The sequence below is a fragment of the Mesorhizobium sp. WSM4884 genome, assembly GCF_029625675.1.
GTDB lineage: Bacteria > Pseudomonadota > Alphaproteobacteria > Rhizobiales > Rhizobiaceae > Mesorhizobium.
Genome location: NZ_JARTVO010000001.1, coordinates 33,485 through 51,054, shown reverse-complemented (window position 1 = coordinate 51,054; position 17,570 = coordinate 33,485). Strand labels below are relative to the sequence as shown.

Genomic DNA, 17,570 nt, shown 5'->3' with positions numbered 1-17,570 from the left:
TCACAGGAAAAAATCGCGTAACGGCTTTTCGCCTGGAACTGAGTAAAAACAACCAATTAGGGCAGTTTTCTCCAGGATATTGAACGTGCTTAGGTGCGAACGATGAGCGGGACCTGACCCTCGTGCCGGTCGGAAAGGAATGCAACGACGCGGTCGCCGACCCGCTGGAAAGCGAGGTCGACGGACTTGCCGCCGACGCTGAGATGCCGGAGCGTGAGCGTGTCGATACCGATCGGCAGCCTTGGACGCGTGACGTGCAATTCGCCTTCCCACCCATCGATTTCCAGGCCGAGGCAGGCTTGCATCAGCATAAAGGTGGAACCTGCCGACCACGCCTGAGGCAGGCAGGCGACCGGATAGGCGATCGGCGCCTCGCCCGGCGACCGGGTGAAGCCGCAGAACAATTCCGGCAGCCGCATGTTGAAGTGCACGGCCGACTCGAAAGTGCCGCTCATCAGCCTCACCACGCTGTCGCGCTCGCCGTAACGCGCTAGGCCGACGCCGCAGAGCGCGGTGTCATGCGGCCAGATCGAGCCGTTGTGGTATGACATCGGGTTGAAGAAGATCGCGTCGTCCGCGAGCGTCCTCAGACCCCATCCGGAATGGAAGGAAGCCGACAGCAACTGGTCCGCGACGATCTTGGCGCGCTCCGGCTGCGGCAGCCCGACATAAAGCAGATGCCCGGCGTTTGACGTCCGCACCTTGCAGGGTTGGCCTTCGCCGTCGATGGCAATGGCGTAAAAGTTGAGATCGTCCACCCAGAAGTCACGCTCGACGGCGACCCGCATTTCCTCGGCGCGGTTTTCCCAATGCTCGGCCTCGGCGTATTCGCCGCGGCGGCGCGCGAGCGCCGCAAGGCCTCTGTAAGCGGCAAAGACATAGCCTTGCACCTCGACCAGCGCGATCGGCCCTTTGGGCATGCGGCCATCGGCATGGAAGACGGAATCAATGCTGTCCTTCCAGCCCTGATTGGCAAGCCCGGACTCCGCCGCGCGCTGGTAGGTGACGAAACCTGTCGCCCGGCTTGCCTCTTCCGTCCATTCGGCGGCCGCCTTGAGCGACGGCCAGAGCGTGTCGATGAAAGCCATGTCGCCGGTGCGGTCCGCATAGGCACAGGCGAGATGAATGTAGAGCGGAGTCGTGTCGACGCCGCCATAGTAGCGGCCGAAAGGAAGCTCGCGCAGCGCCGCCATCTCACCCTTGCGGGTCTCGTGCATGATCTTGCCCGGCTGGGAATCGATGAAGGGCGACGTCTCCGTCGCCTGATGCTCGGCCAGAAACGCCAGCACGCCGCGGGCGAGACCTGGATTGAGCCACAGCATCTGCAGTCCCGAGATCACGCCGTCGCGGCCGAAGGCCGTCGAGAACCACGGGATGCCTGCGTAGGGATAAGGCCCGGTCGAGAGTTCGGTGGTGAGCAGCGCGACATCGGCGCGTGCGCGCTCGACCCAATCGTTGAACACGCGACCGGAACTGTGCACCGTGGCGCCGTGCCGGCGCTTGGCGCGCATGCCGAAACGGGCGCGGGCCGCGGCGGCGCGGAAGCGGTCGCGCCCGGGTATGTCGGCGACCTCCGGACCGACTTCGACATAAAGCACTTTGCTGCTGCGCTTGGTGACCGCGATCAGGAAATCGGCGCGATTGTCGCCCAACCGGTCAGGGGCTTGCGAGAAGGAAATCACCGACAGGCGCGGCAACCCGTCGAGACCGTCATAGCCGAGCAGCACCGACGCCTTGTCGGTCTTGGCGACATGGACCGTTCCGCGCTTCGGCCGCGTCGAGCCGCGCACTTCGAACATGTCCCGGAAGTCGGCGGCGAAATGCAACGAGACGGCAATGGTCGAGTGCTCGCGGCTGTAGTTGGAAAGCGTAATGCGATCGAACAGCCGATCCTGCCAGATCAGCCTGACGCGCTCGATATGGATCGCGCCTTGCGGAATGTCGCGGCCGGCGGCGCTCTGGATCGGCAGGTTGGTCAGGTTGCTGGTGAATAGCACATTGTCCTGACTGAGCGAGGCGCCAAGCAGCGACATCGGTCTGCCGCCGACCGTCAGGCGAAATTCGGAGAGGACGCGCGTATCGTCGCGAAAGAAACCGTCGCCGGCGCCCCTGATGTCGCCATAGGCGTCAGTGACGGCAAAACAGTCGCCCTGTTTGAGCGCGAACAGCCGATGCGGCTCCCGCGGTGCCGTCTCGTCGAGTGAGGCAAGGGCCACCGCGGGATCGAGCTTTCGCTCGTCGAGTTGCGTCATTCGTCACCTCTTCGTTTTGTCCCGCCCCCGAAGACAATGCCGATCAGGAGGCTCTCGCCTCCCGGATGCCGATCAGGCGCATATAGGCGGCGAGATAGTCGCGTGCCATCCTGGTGGCTGAAAACCGCTTTTCGAAGGCCGCCCTCACCCGCCGTCGATCAAGTTCGAGAAGGGTGGGCATCGCAGCGACGGCCTCATCGGCGGTGTCCACGACGAAGCCGGTCACGCCCTGGTCGATGATCTCCGGCAGGGCGCCGCAGTTCCAGGCGATCACCGGCGTGCCGCAAGCCATGGCCTCGATCGGAGCCAGGCCGAACGGCTCCGGCCAGTCGATGGGGAACAGAAGGCCCGCGGCGTTGCCGAGAAAGCCGGCCTTCTCGTCTTCCGCGATCTCGCCGACATAATCGACGCGGTCGCCGTCGATGAGCGTCTCGATCTCGTCGTGAAAATAGGCGCGGTCGTCATCGCCGATCTTGGCGGCCAGCTTCAGCTTCAATCCGGACCGGCGCGCGATCTCGATCGCGCGGTCCGGCCGTTTGTCGCGCGAAAGGCGCCCGAGAAAGGCTAGATACGGCTCTTCGGGTGACGGGTCATACGTGGGCTGATAGGCATCGACCGGGATCCCGTGATGGATCGTCGCCAGCCAGTTGGCGTCGGGCAATCCCCGCTTCTGGCTGTGCGAGATGGAGATCATCGGAAAGCGCGGGAAGCGCTTGTAGGCCGGCGCCAGGTCGACATAGTCGAGCCTGCCATGCGGCGTCGTCACCGTTCGTCCCGACATGTGCTCGAAGAACGGAAAATGCGCGAAATGGCTGAGATGGAAATGGATGACGTCGAACTCGTCGGCCCGCTCGCGCACGTCGGCAAGCATCGCCAGATGCGCAGCGATTTCCGATTTCTTCGGCCGCGGGTCGAGGCGGATCGCCTGGTCGCGGCCCGGCACCAGCCGCGCCGAGGTCTCGCTGTCGCCGCTCGCGAACAGCGTCACGTCGTGCCCCAGTCCCACCAGCGCTTCGGTGAGATAATAGACGATGCGCTCCGTGCCGCCATAAAATCTCGGGGGGACGGATTCATAGAGCGGCGCGACATGGGCAATGCGCATGGATTCCCTCAAACTGTTGACGGGAACCAAAATGCGTCAGCCGCGAGATCGTTCCTCCCAATCGGCCGCATGTGGCGGAGTATATGGCGCCGGGCGCTCGCGAGAGCGCGGATATACGGCGAATGGCCGGCCGACGACTGGCCCATTTTGGTCGGCGCCGCCTCGCCGATCTTTTGGGGCGCATTCAGTCCATCGCGCTGGAAATACTTGGCATTGCTGCTTTGAGCTTTGTCTCCACTTTCCATGAATGTTAGCGGTTTCACAGTCAGCACGCGGCCAGAAGCATAAATTGCTGTGTCTATTGATTCCATTTGTAAATACTTCTGCCCATTCCGCCGCGCGACATCGGAACCCCTTCGATCGCGCAGGCCGGAAGCGCAGTCGGGGGCGATGCGGATGCGGGTCTACGAGGCGATCGTCAAAGGGCTGGAGGGGATCGGCGTCGGCGCCGCGTTCGGCGGCGCGGGCGAAAATGCCGCCGGGCTGATGCTGGCGCTGAAACACTCCAAGTCGATCCGGCCGGTGATCACGCGGCATGAGCAGGCTGCGTCCTTCATGGCCTGCGGCTATGCCATGTTCTCAGGCCGCCTCGGTGTCTGCTTCGCCACCGCCGGCCCCGGCGCCTTCAACCTGTTCTCCGGACTTGCGGTCGCGATGTCGGACTCCTACCCGGTGCTTGCCGTCTCCGGTTACGCCTCGCGCCGATGGACCGGCAAAGGCGCACTGAACGAGACGTCGGGCGTGAGCCGCACGCCGAACTCGCAGGCGATGTTTGCCGCGACGACGAAGAAATCCTTCCTGCTCACCGATGCCTCGAAAACTTGCGATGTGCTGGAAGAAGCCGTCAACATCGCCTTCGAAGGCAGGCCGGGTCCCGTCCATATCCATGTGCCGGAAGACCTCACCGATCACGGCGTTTCGGTCGACAATTTCCGTCCGATTGATCTTCGGGTGAGGCCTGTCCTGCCGGACCCGGCTCGGGTGCAGGATGTGGCCGAAAAGCTGGTGGAGGCGCTGGAGAAGGGCAAGAAGCTCCTGGCGCTGATCGGCTTCGGCGCAGTGAAGAGCGGCGCCGGCCACGAGCTGAAGCAGCTCGTCGAACGCTATCAGATCCCCTTCGCGACCACGCTGGACGGCAAGGGCATCATAGCCGAGCGGCACCCTCTGTGCGCCGGTGTCTTCTGCGACAGCGGCCACAGCGCCGCCTGGAAGGCTTTCCTCGAGGCGGATGTCGTCCTTGCCGTCGGCAATTCCTTCGCCCAGCACGCCACCTTCGGCTTCCGCGACGACCTGTTCGCCGACCGCAAGCTCATCCACATCAACATCGACATCGGCGAGATCGACAAGGTCTACAAGGCCGACGGCGCCATCATCGGCGACGCCAGGCTGGCCGTCGGCGCTCTGCTCGACAAGATGTCGGGCTTGCTCGAGCCGAGCCCGCCGGCAGATCGCGAGGCGGCCGACTACAGCGACGAGCATATCCTCCATCTCACCGGCAAGATCCATCCCGGCCAGATGGCGCAGTCGCTGTCGAAACGGCTGCCTGACAATGCCATCGTTCTCGCCGATGCCGGCGCGCACCTCGCCTGGCTCGGCTACTATCTGCAGATCGCGCCGGGCCAGAATTTCCACAAGCCCGGCGGTTTCGGCCCGATGGCGGGCAACGTCAACGGCGCGCTAGGCGTCAAGCTCGCCCATCCCGAGCGGACGGTGATCGTCGGCTGCGGCGACGGCTGCTATTTGCTCTCGGGCTTCGAGCTGCTCACCGCCGTCCAATACGACATTCCGGTGATCTGGATCGTCTTCAACAACGCCGAGTTCCAGCTGATCAAACTCTACCAGCTGCAATCCTACCAGGAATACGGCCTGGTCGATTTCGGCAATCCCGACTACGTCGCCTACGCCCAGGCCTGCGGCGCGAGGGGTTATCGCGTCGTGACTCTGGAAGAATTCGAAGCCGCGCTCGAGGACGCGCTGGCGCTCGGCAAGCCCGCGATCATCGACGCCCACATCACGCGCCTGGCGCTGCCGCACTACAGCGCCTCGCCCGAGGGCGTGGTCGCCGGCGTCGCCGAAATGATCGCGGAGCGCATCCGCCCGGACGAGGGCAATTCCAGGGAAACTGCGTAGCGGTTTTCCGTGAAAACAAAGAGTAGGAGCGGTTCGGCAAGTCTAACAAACGCTGAACCGCTTCGAGCCAGGGAGGCAGCGTTGTTAACGCAACCAGGCAGGCAAGCAACGACGATTTGGCGCGAAATACCGCAAGGCTCGGCGGAGGATGAGCGCCTGCTGTTCGAGCGGCTGGCGCAGGACATGATGCATGTCCAGCTGAAGACCAGGCAGCGCTCCAAGGCGGCGGGCATCCAGCGCGCTTTCCATGCCAAGCCGATCTTCGCCTCGATCGACGCGACGCTGCGCTTCAATGACGATCTTCCCGCCGACTTCCGCGCCGGCTTCGCCCAGCCGGGAAAATCCTATCCGGCGATCGTGCGCTTCTCCAACGCGAACGGCTCGGGCCAGCCCGACTACAAGCCCGACCTGCGCGGCGTGGCGCTGCGCGTCAAGGTTTCGGACAAGGAGCAGCACGACCTTTTAGCCACCAATTTCCCGGTCTCGCACGCCCGCGATGCCCGGCAGTTCGTCGCCTTCGCCAGGGCGACCGCGGGCGGCGCGATCGGCAAGCTGATCGGCCTTGTCGGCCTCGCCTTCCGCTTCGGTCCGGCTGAAGTGATCCACATGCTGAGGAACGTCTCCAAGGGGCGCAACCGCAAGGTGAACAGCGTCGCGCTGGAGACCTTCTGGAGCCGCGGCGCCATCCGCTGGGGAGAAACACTCGCCGTGCGTTATCTGCTGCGGCCGGTGCCGAGCGCGGCACCCGCGCCAGAGGCGTCCACAACGGATGCGAGTTATCTGTCGAACGAATTCGCCGCGCGGCTCGCGGCAGGCGACGTCCGTTTCGAGCTCTGTGTCCAGCCCTACATCGACGAGCGCTCGACGCCGATCGAGGATACCGCTGTCGAGTGGACCGAAACCGTCTCGCCGCCGGTGAAGGTGGCGGAGCTCACCATCACCCAGCCGTCGGTCGGCACCGCCGAGGCCTTCACCAACACGAGGGTGATCGACGAGCTCGCCTTCAACCCGTGGAACACGACCGACGAGTTCCGTCCGCTCGGCAATCTCAACCGGGCGCGCAAGGTGGTTTATGACGCGAGTGCCGCGCATCGGCTCGCCTATCGCTGGCGCACCGAAGCGCCGCTGCGCAACCGCGTGCTCGGCGCCATTGCGCGCCGGTCCTTCGTTGCCATCAATCGCTTCGTCGAATGGCACAAGCTGCCGTTGCGCCTCAGCCTGCTCAACCTCGACGCCTTCCGCTACGTGTTGAGGCAGAAGAACCTCATCGACACGGAAGCGGTCGAGGCGCCGCCTGAGGCGCGGCCGGAGCCGCAACCGCCGATCGCCGAGCAAGTGCGGCAGACGCGCACCTATGACGGCACCTACAACGACCTGTCGGTGCCGAAGATGGGCGCGGTCGGCGCCACCTTCGGCCGCAACCTGACACCGGCTTACGCGCCCGACCTGTTCGACACGCCGAATCCGGTCGTCGTCGCGGAAAAACTGTTGCATCGCGAGACGTTCATTCCGGCACGCTCGCTCAACATCCTTGCCGCCGCCTGGATCCAGTTTCAGGTGCATGACTGGGTGAACCATGCCCGCAATCCGCTCGGCACCAACGATATCACCGTGCCGCTGCCTCCCGGCATGAAGTGGACGAACGCCGTCGGCGGCAAGCCGGAACAGGTCATGCGCATTGCCGGCAACCAGCAACTGGACCGCGGCCCCGGCTGGCCGCCGATCTATTTCGGCAATGCCGCCTCGCACTGGTGGGACGGTTCGGAAGTCTATGGTCCGAACAGCACCAAGGCGATGATGCTGCGCGAAGGCGCCAAGGTCAGGCTGGTCGACAACCACCTGCCGGTCGACATCAAAGGCTTCGAGGTGACCGGCTTCAACGAGAGCTGGTGGCTCGGCCTCAGCGCCATGCACACGCTGTTCGCGCGCGAGCACAATCTGCTCTGCGACGAATTGCGCTCGCGCTACAGGAACTGGGACGACGAGCGCATCTACCAGACGGCCCGGCTCATCGTCTCGGCGCTCATCGCCAAGATCCATACGGTGGAGTGGACGCCGGCAATCCTCGCCACGCGGGCGATCGAGGTCGGCCTCTCGAGCAACTGGAACGGCCCGCCGGCCAATGACTGGGTGACCAAATTCGGCCTGTGGCTGCTCGACGAGCATGCGTCGACCGGTATCCCGAAGACGATGCCGGATCACCACACCGCGCCCTATTCGCTGACCGAGGATTTCACCACCGTCTACCGCATGCATCCGCTGTTGCCGGACGACTATTGCTTCTACCACCACCGGTCAGGTGAGAAGATCGCCGAGAAGGGCTTCCTCGACATACAGGGCGCCAATGCCGACGACATCATGCGCTCCTTCGGCTTGCGCAACACGCTCTATTCCTTCGGCGTCGCGCATCCCGGCGCGATCGCCTTGCACAACTTCCCAAGGTCGTTGCTGAAGCTCGAGCGCGACAACGAGATCATCGACCTCTCGGTGGTCGACATCGTGCGCACCAGGCGGCGCGGCGTGCCGCGCTACAATGATTTTCGTGCCGGTCTGCACCGGCCGCGCATCAGGAGCTTCGAGGAGGTCACCGCGAGCCCCGAGGATGCGCGGCTGCTCAAGCAGATCTACGGCGACGTCGACAAGATCGACACCGTGGTAGGCCTGCTCTCCGAGCCGGCGCCGGCGGGCTTCGGCTTCAGCGACACCGCCTTCCGCATCTTCATCCTGATGGCGTCGCGGCGGCTGCAGAGCGACCGCTTCCTCACCGTCGACTACCGGCCGGAGATCTACTCGCCCTTTGGCATCGACTGGATCGCCAACAACGGCATGACTAGCCTGATCCTGCGCCACTGCCCCGACCTCGCCTCGGTGCTGCCGAGAACGCAGAGCGCGTTTGCGCCCTGGCGGCCGATCGTGCCCGCAAGCACCGACCCGGCCATGGCGGGAGCGAAGCCATGACGGCGCCGATCAAGCCGGTCCCGACGGCAAAGGGCGGCATCGCTTCGGGGCTCGACGTACTGCTGAGGCGGCCGCTGGTCGAGACGATCTTCCGCCGCCGCACACATCGCGTCAGCCAGGGCAGCTCGGTGCTCGCCGGCAGCATGAGCTATCAATCCGAAGAGCCGCGCGAGCCGCTGTCGGAACTCGAGGAGGCGGTGCTGATCGCCATGACCGGCTGCACCGGCCTCACCATGCCCGACCGGCCCTTCGAGGATCCGGCGACGAGGCAGCCGGTGATGGCCAAGCCCAACCTCACCATGGCCGGCCGCACCGCGGGCAGCCCCGACAATGCGCAAGGCACGCATTTCTTCCTGATCAACGACTCAGGCACCTATTTCCTGCGCAAAATGCCGCCGCCCGCCGACGGCAACACCGCCTTCACGCCGGAGCGACTGGTCGAGCGTGCGCGGGAAGCCAAGGTGAAGATTCTCGATCGCCGGCTCGACGTCGCCGAAGGCCAGCGCGATTTTCCGGCCTATCTCGATTCCAACCGCTTCCTCTCCAACCTGCCGGGCACCACCATCCTGCTGCCGGTCGTCGATCTCTCGCGCCAGTACATCAACGGCATGATGTACCTGCTCACCCAGCCCGATGGCGCGCGGCCTCACATCGTCGACGATCGCAACTTCTATCGTTCGGCCGGCGTCAAGCGCTGGGTCAGGAAGGGTTTCCTCAACAAGGACCTGAAGATCCCGCTCGGCGCGATCGGCTCGCTGCGCACGCAGATCGAGGCGGATCTGCTCTTGCAGAACATCTTCCTCGTCGCCGATGCCATGGGGCTCGGCGCCTGGATCCATGGCTCGATCAGCCCGCCGGTACTGCTCGGCGATCCGAAGTTCTCAAAGACTTACGGCGCCATGCTCGGCTTCGACGTGGCGGTGCCGCGCTGGCGCCTCATGGACCTGCTGCGCTGGCACATACCGCTGCCGAAATACTCCAATCTGCGCAGCAACCCGATCGGCCTGCGCTTCAAGGGCGAGCACCTGATCAAGGGCATGTCGCCGCCCTACTACGACACGATGGCCGACGCCGTCGCCGAAGTGATCGAGGAGAAGTTCGGCAAGAGCGGCCTCTACGCGGACGAGAAGCTTTTTGCCGAAATCTACAAGGGCGATTATGGCCACCGCTATCTCAGCGAGGCTGCGGTGTATACGCCGGAGGTCATCGACTGCGTGTGCGACATCTGCGCTTACATCTACGAGACGCACGGCCGCTTCCCGGCGCATTGCGACGCCATTCATGTGCCCGGCATATGGTTGCAGGTGCATCACGTCGATGTCGGCTACTACCAGCGCTTCTTCCGCAACGGCCTCACCGACATACATCTCAACCACGCGCGCGACTGGCACTGATGGTGACGGCATGCGCCGTGGCGCTCGCCGGCGGTCTCCGGGGCGTCAGCGTCGAGGGCGTCGATCAGCTCATCCAGTTGCCGCCGTCGACATTGAGCGTCTGCGCCACGACATAGTCGGCATCGCTCGACGCCAGGAAGACGGCAGCGCCCCGATAGTCGTCGGGATCGCCCATGCGCCCGGCCGGCACCGCCAACCCGACCTGCCGTTTCTTCTCGCCGATCGGCAGATTTTCGTAGCGCGCGAACAGCGCGTCCACCTGATCCCACATCGGCGTGTCGACCACGCCCGGCGCGATGCCGTTGACGTTGATGCCGTGCTTGATCAGCGCAAGGCCGGCCGACTGCGTGATGCTGATCACGGCGGCCTTGGTCGCGCAGTAGACGGCGACCAGCGCCTCGCCGCGCCGTCCCGCCTGCGAGGCCATGTTGATGATCTTGCCGCGGCGCCCTTGCGCCACCATGCGCTTGGCCACCGCCTGCAGCGTGAACAGCAGGCCTTTCACATTGACCGAAAATTGCAGGTCGAAGCTCTTCTCGGAGATTTCGAGCAGCGGCCCCATGTCGAAGACGGCGGCATTATTGACCAGGATGTCGATGCCGCCATGCGTCCTCGTCACCGAATCGACCATCGCCTCGATCGATGCGAGGTCGCGCACGTCGAGCTGGACAGCGGAAGCCTTGCCGCCGAGCTCGCGCGCCAGCGCTTCCGCCTTGTCTACTGCCATGTCGGCGATGACGACCTGGGCGCCTTCCGCGGCGAAGCCGCGCACGATGGCGGCTCCGATGCCTTGCGCGCCGCCGGTGACGACGGCGACCTTGTCCTTGAGTTTCATGGCAATTCTCCTGTCTCAGCGCCCTGCCTCAGCGCGTTGTATAGCCGCCATCGATGACCAGCACCTCGCCGGTCACATAGCTCGATGCGGGAGAGCACAGGAAAAGCGCGGCCGCGGCAACCTCTTCCGGCTGGCCGACGCGGCCCATCGGCGTCATGCCGCGCCAAATCGGGAACCAGTCGGGATTTTCGATGCCGCCGCGCGAAAGATCCGTTTCGATGTAGCCGGGCGCAACAGCGTTGACGCGGATGTTCTCGGCCGCGACCTCGCTGGCCAGGCTCTTGGTCATCATGTGCACGGCCGCCTTGGAGCTGTTGTAGGCGACCTGGTTCTGCGGAACGTTGGAGACGATGCCGGAGATCGAGCCGACATTGAGGATCGCGCCACCACCCTGGCGTCGCATCGGCGCCAGCGCCGCCCGGCAGCAGCGGAACACGGCGTCGACATTGATCGCCATCGTCTGCCGCCAGATGTCCTCCGGATAGTCACCGCTGTCGCCATGCACGGCGATGCCGGCGCTGTTGACCAGAATGTCGAGCCGGCCGGCCTTGGCGAGCGTATCCGCGACCAGCCTGTCCGGCGCTTTCTCGTCCAGCATCTCGGCGACGAGAAAATCGAACGAAAGACGCGCGAGCTCCTGCCGTGCCTCATCCTTCATCGTCCGGCCCGCAACGACGACGCGCGCGCCGGCCTCGCCAAGCGCCTTGGCGATGGCAAGGCCGATCCCGCGCGTGCCGCCGGTCACCAGCGCGGCCTTCTCGTCCAGTCGGAAGCGGTCGAGGATCATGATTGCGGCTCCATCATGCGAAGGTGGAGGAACGACTCAGATGTCCACGCTCTGCGGCAGGATGACGAGGTCGCGGATGGTGACGTTGCGCGGCCGCGTCAGCATGAAGAGCACGGCGTCGGCTACCTCCTTAGGCTCCATCAGGCTGCCGGCCGCCAGCGCCTCCTCCATCTTGGCCTTCGGCCAGTCGCTGAGCAGCGCCGTGACAACCGGACCGGGCGCGATGGCGCCAACGCGGATGCCGTGTTTCAGCACCTGGCGGCGCAGCGTATGGACGAAGGCCTGCACGGCGAATTTCGACGCCGTGTAGATCGGCTCCCAGACCACGGGAACGAAACCGGCCACGGAACTGGTGACGATGATGTCGCCGCTCTTCTTCTCGATCATATGCGGCAGCACGGCGTGCACGGTGCGGAACACGGCGTTGATGTTGAGGTTCAGCATCCGGTCCCACTGGTCGGGATCGCCCGACGCCACCTCGCCGCCGACATAGGCGCCGGCATTGGCATGGAAGATATCGAGCCGGCCCGTCTTCTCCAGGATCGTGGGCATCATGCGGTCGACGCTTGCCGGGTCGAGCAGGTCGGTGACTACGGCGAATACATCGTCGCCCAGTTCGGCGACGAGCGCCTTCAGCTTATCCTCGGCGCGATCGACCAGGACGACCTTGGCGCCGGCGGCGAGCATGGCGCGGGCGCATTCCAGCCCGATGCCGGAGGCAGCGCCGGTGATTGCGGCAACCTTGCCGGAGAGACTTTCAGACATTGCGATCCTCTTCGATGAGCCGCCTTCTTGATGAGCTGTCAGGCGCGGCCGTGTGAGACACGCGAGCGGCGGGCGAGAGAATCGACGATGACCGCGATCGCCAGCACGCAGCCGGTGATCATGTACCGGAGCGAGGATGACAGATCGAGCAGCGTCAAGCCGCTTGCGATGGATTGGATGACGATGATGCCGAGTAGCGCCGAATAGGCGCTGCCGCGGCCGCCGAACAGGCTGGTGCCGCCGATGACGGCCGCCGCGATGGCGTTGAGGTTGACGTCGCCGGTGCCGGCCTGCTGGCTGGCGGTTGCCAGGCGTGCCGCCGAGAGCAGGCCGCCGGTGGCCGCCAGCGTGGCGCAGAGCGCGAAGGCGCTGGTGTAGATCAGCCGCACATTGATGCCGGCGCGGCGCGCCGCTTCGCGGTTGCCGCCAACGGCAGTCATCGAACGGCCCCATTGGGTCCGCTTCAGCGCATAATTCATCGCAACGACCAGGCCGACGAATAGCGCGAACATCCAGGGCACGCCGCGCGACAGGTTGAGATAGTAGGCTACCAGCTCGAGCGCGACCGTGATCGCGACGCCCTGGAGCAGAAGCCCGCCGAACGAGCGCGACGATAGCCCGGCGGCCTGGCGGCGCTGCGCCTTGCGGTAGCCGAGAGCCAAGGCGAGCACGCCGGGCACCACCGCCAGCGTGTACGACACCCAATGCGGCATGACCAGGAGCTGGCCGAAATTCACCAGCGGCGAATCGTAAGGCAGATTGATCGAGCCGGTCGGGCCGAGGATGTAGAGCTGCAATCCGAGGAAGGCGAGCAGGCCCGACAGCGTCGACACGAAGCTCGGCATGCCGAGCCTGTTGAGCAGGAACGCATAGACGCAGCCGGTCACGAATCCGACCGCCATGGCAGTGACGATGGCCAGCGCGACCGGCCAGCCCCACTGGACCCAAAGCACGCCGAGCAGCGCGGAAGACAAGCCGCTGACGGAGCCGACGGACAGGTCGATCTCGCCGACCATCAGCACGCAGACGATGCCGAGCGAGATGATGCCGACAGTCGAGCAGTCGAACAAAAGGTTGACCAGATTGTTCGGCGACAGGAAGACCGGATTGAGCGTCTGGAAGATGGTGCAGATCAGCACCAGTCCGACGACCACCGGCAGCGATCCGAGATCGCCGGAGCGGACGCGATCGAGAAAGCCTCTGATGGCGCCCTTCGCTCCGCTGCGATCCTTCAGCCGCTCGTCGCTGCGATCGAGCAGCGCGCCGGGATTGCGGTCGGAAGCCGTCGTCATGGCTGTTCTCCCCGCTCCTTCTCGGCTGCACGCCTGCCGCGCCGCGAGACTGCATTGTCGTCGGCGCCGGTTATCGCGGTCACCAGTTCCTGGTTGGATGCGCCAGGCAAGAAGATGCCGTTGTTGCGTCCGAGCCTCAGCACCACGATGCGGTCGGCCACGGCGCGCACATCCTCCATGTTGTGGCTGATCATGACGACGCCCAGTCCGCGATCTCGCACGCGCTCGATGAGGTTGAGCACCTCGGCCGTCTGCGCGACGCCCAGCGCGGCGGTCGGTTCGTCGAGGAGAATGACCCGCGGCTCCATCAGCAGCGAGCGGGCGATCGCGACCGTCTGCCGCTGCCCGCCCGAGAGCGATGCGACCGGCTCGCGCACGCTGGGAATGCGCGCCGACAGCTCGTTGAGCAGCGTCCAGGCGCGCACCTCCATAGAAACTTCGTCAAGGCGAAGCGGATGGAGCTCTCGGCCAAGGAAGATGTTGGCCACGACATCGAGGTTTTCGCAGAGCGCCAGATCCTGGAAGACTGTCGCGATGCCAAGCTTGAGCGCCGCGGCGGGATTGGCAAGCGTCACCGGCTGGCCGTCGAAGGTGATCGAACCGGAACTCGGCATATGCGCGCCGGCGAGGATCTTCACCAGCGTCGACTTGCCGGCGCCGTTGTCGCCGACCAGCGCGACGATCTCGCCGGCATTGATATCGAGATCGACATCGGTGAGCGCCGACACCGCTCCGAAATTCTTCGAGATGCCGCGCAGGCTGAGCACTGGCTGGCGGCTTGTCGTGGACGGCGTGTCGGGCATTGCCATGGCGCTGTTTCTCCCCGTTCCCGGTCGATATGTCCGGCCGCCAGGAGGTAGCGGCCGGACACGCCCGGCTGTCGCCTTGGCGACGCGCCGAGTATATTGCCAGCGACGCGGCTGCGCCGCATCGCGTTCGGAGACTATGCCGCAAACGGCATTGCCCCGGAGACAATGCCGCAAACGGCATTGCTCCTTATTCAATGCCGAGCTTCTTGCAGCCTTCGGCGTAGCGGTCGGTGCAGAGCTGGGCTGCGGTCTGGATCTTCTTGTCGATGATCTCGGCCTTGAGGTTCTCCTGCGTCACCACCGCCGGCACGAAGAGCTTCGAGGGCGTGTCGTAGAGCGTCGTCTCGGCTTTCGGCGTCTCGCCCTTGAGAAGCTGCACCGCAACGTTCGCCGCTGCCGCCGCGACGATCTCGCTCGGCTTGGAAATAGTGTTGTACTGGTCGCCGGCAATGATGAGCTGCAAGGCGGCGATCGTCGCATCGTTGCCGGTCACCGTCGGCACCGGATCGACGCCGGCGGCCTTGAACGCGGCGATGGCGCCACCGCCGGTGCCGTCATTGGCGGCGACCACACCGACGATCTTGTTGCCGAAGCGCGAGATCTGCCCCGCCGCCCATTGCTGGGCATTCGACGGCGCCCAGTTCGGCGTGTCGAATTCGGCGAGCGTCTTGTAGCTGCCGGTCTTGAGGCCTTCATGGATACCGTCCTTGATCAGGCCCGCCGCGGCGTCGGTCGGCGAGCCGTTGATCTGCAGCACGCCGACATCGCCGTCGCTCGACACGCCCTTGGCCTTGAGGTGCTCCACCAGCGAGGCGGCAATCGCCTTGCCGATGGCCTTGTTGTCGAAAGAGACATAGAAGTCGGCTTTGGCGTCGGGGATCGGACGATCATAGGCGATGACCTTGACGCCCTGTGCCTGCGCGTTGTGCACCAGCGACGCCGCCGCGGCGGAATCGACCGGGTCGAGCACGACGACCTTGGCGCCTTGTGTGATGACCGAATTGAACTGCTGCTGCTGCTTGGTGACGTCGGCGTCGGCGTTGAGGTAGAGCACCTTGCAGCTGTCGCAGAGCTTCTTCATTTCGGCGACGAAGCCGGGATGATCATGCTCTTCGTAGCGTGTCGAACCCTGGTCGGGCATCAGGAACGCGACCGTGGAACCGGCAATATCTTGCGCATTGGCTAACGTCGCGCCGAGGGCGAGGCTCGAGACGGCCATGGCGGCCGCGGCCAATCTGGATATGTATCTGGACATAAGGTCTTCTCCATTCCCGTTGTTTGATGTAACGGACCTCGACATCGGGCATGGATGTCTGCTCGTGCCGCCCGATCGGAAGTCTAGCGAACTCGTGCAGCAGCCCAACGGCTTCCTCCCGCTGGCATGACACGAGGCAATATTTATCCATCGCTGGTTCGCTCGCGCGACCCATCGCTTCGTCCTGGTTCTTACTTAGGCTTGTTTTTCCTCCCAAACTCCTTTCTATGCGGCGCGCGCGGCCGCGAAATTGTCCGCAACCAATCGTCTGAACTGGGAAGGCGGCATGCCCTTCTCGGCCAGAAACTGGCGGTTGAAGTTCGACAGATTGTTGAAGCCGACCTCGAAGCAGATGTCCGATATCTGCGCCTGCTCGTCGCTCATCAGGATCTGGCAGGCGAGGTTGATGCGCAGACGCTTGATGTATTGCAGCAGCGACATGCCTGTGTGCTTGCGGAACGACCGCGAGAAGGCGCTCGGCGTCTGTCCTGCGATCGCGGCGAGATCGCCTTCGTTGAATTGCTGCGTCAGGTTCTCTCGGATATAGGCAAGTGCCTGGTTCATGCCGGCCGACATATATCCCGACGGGTCCGGCAGATAGTTCTCGCTGGCGAGCACGCGCGGCGAGGTCTCTCGGCTCAGCGCTTCCATGATCGACATGAACAGGCTGATCCGGTGCACGCCGTAGGCATGCGTGATCTCCGCCAGCAGGGGCATGACCTGTCTGCTCACGGCTTTGCTGAACAGCACCCCGCGCCGCGACAGATCGAGCAGCGGCGAGACGGCGCCGAGCTCCGGAAAAGTCGTGATCGCGCCACCGATGAATTCCTCGCTGAACTGGACCAGCCTGCAGCGCAGCGGAACCGACTGGCCTTCCGGAACCTCGCTGATCCAGTTGTGCGGCAGGTTGGGGCCGGCCAGCACGAGATTGCCGATATCGAATTCGCCGATGAAGTCGCCGACGAAATAGCGGCCCTTGGTCGCGACGATCTGGTGTAGCTCGTATTCCGGATGAAAATGCCAGCGCACCGTATGGTACGGATAGCCGTGCCATTTCACCGCGAATGACTCGCCAGGCCTTATCTGTATGACTTCCAGATCGGGTCCCATGCTTCCTCCCGGAGGCTGTCGGGTGTTTCAGCCTTCGAACCGCGGCCGTTTGTTTGGCTCATCTAGGGTCAGGATAGCGGCGGCCAAAGATGGCCGCCACCTCGCCACACCGCGTCTACTGATACGTTTTTGACCATTTTGGCCCAGCGAAAAATCACCTTCGAAAATTAGAGCCTTCGAATATCTGGGATTGGCCGCCGACGCTTGGGCGCGGGAAAGTTCGCTTCGGACCCCGCTACCGCATTGCACAATTCCGGCCGGGCTGCACAATAGGCGCATGTCCGCCGGTTCGTTGACCATCCTTGTTATCGACGAGAACCGCATCCGCGCCTCGATCATCGAGGCCGGATTGCGGGATGCCGGCCATCGGCATGTCACCGTGGTCCATGACGTGGCCGGCATTGCGAAGCGCATCGCCGAGCTGGAGCCGGATGTCATCGTTATCGATCTCGAGAACCCTAACCGCGATATGCTGGAAAACATGTTCCAGCTTTCGCGCGCGGTGAAACGGCCGATCGCCATGTTCGTCGACCGCTCCGACCGGGCCTCGATCGAAGCGGCGGTCGACGCCGGCGTGTCGGCCTATGTCATCGACGGGCTGAAGAAGGAGCGCATCAAGCCGATCCTCGACATGGCGATCAGCCGCTTCAATGCCTTCTCGCGCATGGCGCGCGAACTGGAGGAAGCGCGCAGCGAGCTCGAGAATCGCAAGGTCATCGATCGCGCCAAGGGCATACTGATGAAGTCGCGCGGCTTGAGCGAGGAGGCGGCCTACGCGCTTCTGCGCAAGACCGCCATGAACCAGAACCGCAAGATCGCCGAGATCGCCCAGAGCCTGGTGACGGCGGCGGGATTGCTGGGACCGCTGGAGGGCGAATGAG

Annotated in this window: 14 protein-coding genes; 4 read left to right on the top strand and 10 right to left on the bottom strand. The window is 64.4% G+C overall.

What is annotated here, in order from left to right:
- Positions 1-89 precede the first annotated feature (89 nt).
- The 3 genes from P9236_RS00190 to P9236_RS00180 are packed head-to-tail and all read right to left on the bottom strand — an operon-like array spanning position 90 to position 3,665.
- A complete protein-coding gene (locus P9236_RS00190; protein WP_278072592.1) occupies positions 90-2,252 on the bottom strand; it encodes an amylo-alpha-1,6-glucosidase in 2,163 nt (720 codons plus the stop codon).
- Positions 2,253-2,295: 43 nt separating this feature from the next.
- Entirely contained in the window at positions 2,296-3,354 is a 1,059-nt protein-coding gene (locus tag P9236_RS00185) for a glycosyltransferase family 4 protein (RefSeq protein WP_278072591.1), read from the bottom strand.
- An 8-nt stretch (positions 3,355-3,362) separates the two neighbouring features.
- On the bottom strand, positions 3,363-3,665 hold the full coding sequence (locus tag P9236_RS00180) for a hypothetical protein (RefSeq protein WP_278072590.1): 303 nt from the start codon (positions 3,663-3,665) through the stop codon (positions 3,363-3,365).
- An 85-nt stretch (positions 3,666-3,750) separates the two neighbouring features.
- Here P9236_RS00180 and P9236_RS00175 point away from each other — a divergent pair, with 85 nt between their 5' ends.
- The 3 genes from P9236_RS00175 to P9236_RS00165 all read left to right on the top strand — a co-directional run bounded on the left by P9236_RS00175 (position 3,751) and on the right by P9236_RS00165 (position 9,836).
- Complete coding sequence (locus tag P9236_RS00175; RefSeq protein ID WP_278072589.1) at positions 3,751-5,484, top strand: thiamine pyrophosphate-binding protein; 1,734 nt, start codon at positions 3,751-3,753, stop codon at positions 5,482-5,484.
- An 81-nt stretch (positions 5,485-5,565) separates the two neighbouring features.
- Positions 5,566-8,442, top strand: coding sequence for a peroxidase family protein (locus P9236_RS00170; RefSeq protein WP_278072588.1), 2,877 nt, complete (start codon positions 5,566-5,568; stop codon positions 8,440-8,442).
- Positions 8,439-9,836 carry a hypothetical protein gene (locus tag P9236_RS00165; protein ID WP_278072587.1) on the top strand — a complete coding sequence of 466 codons (1,398 nt, stop codon included), beginning with the start codon at positions 8,439-8,441 and terminating at the stop codon, positions 9,834-9,836. The genes P9236_RS00170 and P9236_RS00165 overlap by 4 nt, the downstream gene beginning before the upstream one ends.
- 64 nt (positions 9,837-9,900) lie before the next feature.
- Here P9236_RS00165 and P9236_RS00160 read toward each other — a convergent pair whose 3' ends face one another.
- The 7 genes from P9236_RS00160 to P9236_RS00130 form a co-directional block, all read right to left on the bottom strand.
- Positions 9,901-10,671 carry an L-iditol 2-dehydrogenase gene (locus P9236_RS00160; RefSeq protein ID WP_278072586.1) on the bottom strand — a complete coding sequence of 257 codons (771 nt, stop codon included), beginning with the start codon at positions 10,669-10,671 and terminating at the stop codon, positions 9,901-9,903.
- Between the two features lie 28 nt (positions 10,672-10,699).
- Positions 10,700-11,458, bottom strand: a complete 759-nt coding sequence (locus P9236_RS00155; RefSeq protein ID WP_278072585.1) for an SDR family oxidoreductase — start codon at positions 11,456-11,458, stop codon at positions 10,700-10,702.
- A 36-nt stretch (positions 11,459-11,494) separates the two neighbouring features.
- Positions 11,495-12,223 carry an SDR family oxidoreductase gene (locus P9236_RS00150; RefSeq protein WP_278072584.1) on the bottom strand — a complete coding sequence of 243 codons (729 nt, stop codon included), beginning with the start codon at positions 12,221-12,223 and terminating at the stop codon, positions 11,495-11,497.
- A gap of 38 nt (positions 12,224-12,261) precedes the next feature.
- Positions 12,262-13,515 carry a sugar ABC transporter permease gene (locus P9236_RS00145; RefSeq protein WP_278072583.1) on the bottom strand — a complete coding sequence of 418 codons (1,254 nt, stop codon included), beginning with the start codon at positions 13,513-13,515 and terminating at the stop codon, positions 12,262-12,264.
- Positions 13,512-14,324 carry an ATP-binding cassette domain-containing protein gene (locus tag P9236_RS00140; protein WP_278072582.1) on the bottom strand — a complete coding sequence of 271 codons (813 nt, stop codon included), beginning with the start codon at positions 14,322-14,324 and terminating at the stop codon, positions 13,512-13,514. Before P9236_RS00140 ends, P9236_RS00145 begins: the two co-directional genes overlap by 4 nt.
- A 187-nt stretch (positions 14,325-14,511) precedes the next feature.
- Complete coding sequence (locus tag P9236_RS00135; RefSeq protein ID WP_278072581.1) at positions 14,512-15,579, bottom strand: sugar ABC transporter substrate-binding protein; 1,068 nt, start codon at positions 15,577-15,579, stop codon at positions 14,512-14,514.
- A 225-nt stretch (positions 15,580-15,804) separates the two neighbouring features.
- Positions 15,805-16,689, bottom strand: a complete 885-nt coding sequence (locus P9236_RS00130; RefSeq protein WP_278072580.1) for an AraC family transcriptional regulator — start codon at positions 16,687-16,689, stop codon at positions 15,805-15,807.
- A 277-nt stretch (positions 16,690-16,966) separates the two neighbouring features.
- On the opposite strand from P9236_RS00130, the gene P9236_RS00125 reads away from it, so the two are divergent.
- Complete coding sequence (locus tag P9236_RS00125; RefSeq protein WP_278072579.1) at positions 16,967-17,569, top strand: ANTAR domain-containing response regulator; 603 nt, start codon at positions 16,967-16,969, stop codon at positions 17,567-17,569.
- The last annotated feature ends 1 nt before the right edge of the window (position 17,570 follow it).

What these genes read in the sequence shown, in the direction of transcription:
- P9236_RS00140 (WP_278072582.1), bottom strand. Translation starts at nt 14,324, where the DNA reads ATGGCAATGCCCGACACGCCGTCCACGACAAGCCGCCAGCCAGTGCTC.
- P9236_RS00125 (WP_278072579.1), top strand. Translation starts at nt 16,967, where the DNA reads ATGTCCGCCGGTTCGTTGACCATCCTTGTTATCGACGAGAACCGCATC.
- P9236_RS00180 (WP_278072590.1), bottom strand. Translation starts at nt 3,665, where the DNA reads ATGGAATCAATAGACACAGCAATTTATGCTTCTGGCCGCGTGCTGACT.
- P9236_RS00185 (WP_278072591.1), bottom strand. Translation starts at nt 3,354, where the DNA reads ATGCGCATTGCCCATGTCGCGCCGCTCTATGAATCCGTCCCCCCGAGA.
- P9236_RS00145 (WP_278072583.1), bottom strand. Translation starts at nt 13,515, where the DNA reads ATGACGACGGCTTCCGACCGCAATCCCGGCGCGCTGCTCGATCGCAGC.
- P9236_RS00175 (WP_278072589.1), top strand. Translation starts at nt 3,751, where the DNA reads ATGCGGGTCTACGAGGCGATCGTCAAAGGGCTGGAGGGGATCGGCGTC.
- P9236_RS00160 (WP_278072586.1), bottom strand. Translation starts at nt 10,671, where the DNA reads ATGAAACTCAAGGACAAGGTCGCCGTCGTCACCGGCGGCGCGCAAGGC.
- P9236_RS00165 (WP_278072587.1), top strand. Translation starts at nt 8,439, where the DNA reads ATGACGGCGCCGATCAAGCCGGTCCCGACGGCAAAGGGCGGCATCGCT.
- P9236_RS00190 (WP_278072592.1), bottom strand. Translation starts at nt 2,252, where the DNA reads ATGACGCAACTCGACGAGCGAAAGCTCGATCCCGCGGTGGCCCTTGCC.
- P9236_RS00130 (WP_278072580.1), bottom strand. Translation starts at nt 16,689, where the DNA reads ATGGGACCCGATCTGGAAGTCATACAGATAAGGCCTGGCGAGTCATTC.
- P9236_RS00150 (WP_278072584.1), bottom strand. Translation starts at nt 12,223, where the DNA reads ATGTCTGAAAGTCTCTCCGGCAAGGTTGCCGCAATCACCGGCGCTGCC.
- P9236_RS00135 (WP_278072581.1), bottom strand. Translation starts at nt 15,579, where the DNA reads ATGTCCAGATACATATCCAGATTGGCCGCGGCCGCCATGGCCGTCTCG.
- P9236_RS00155 (WP_278072585.1), bottom strand. Translation starts at nt 11,458, where the DNA reads ATGATCCTCGACCGCTTCCGACTGGACGAGAAGGCCGCGCTGGTGACC.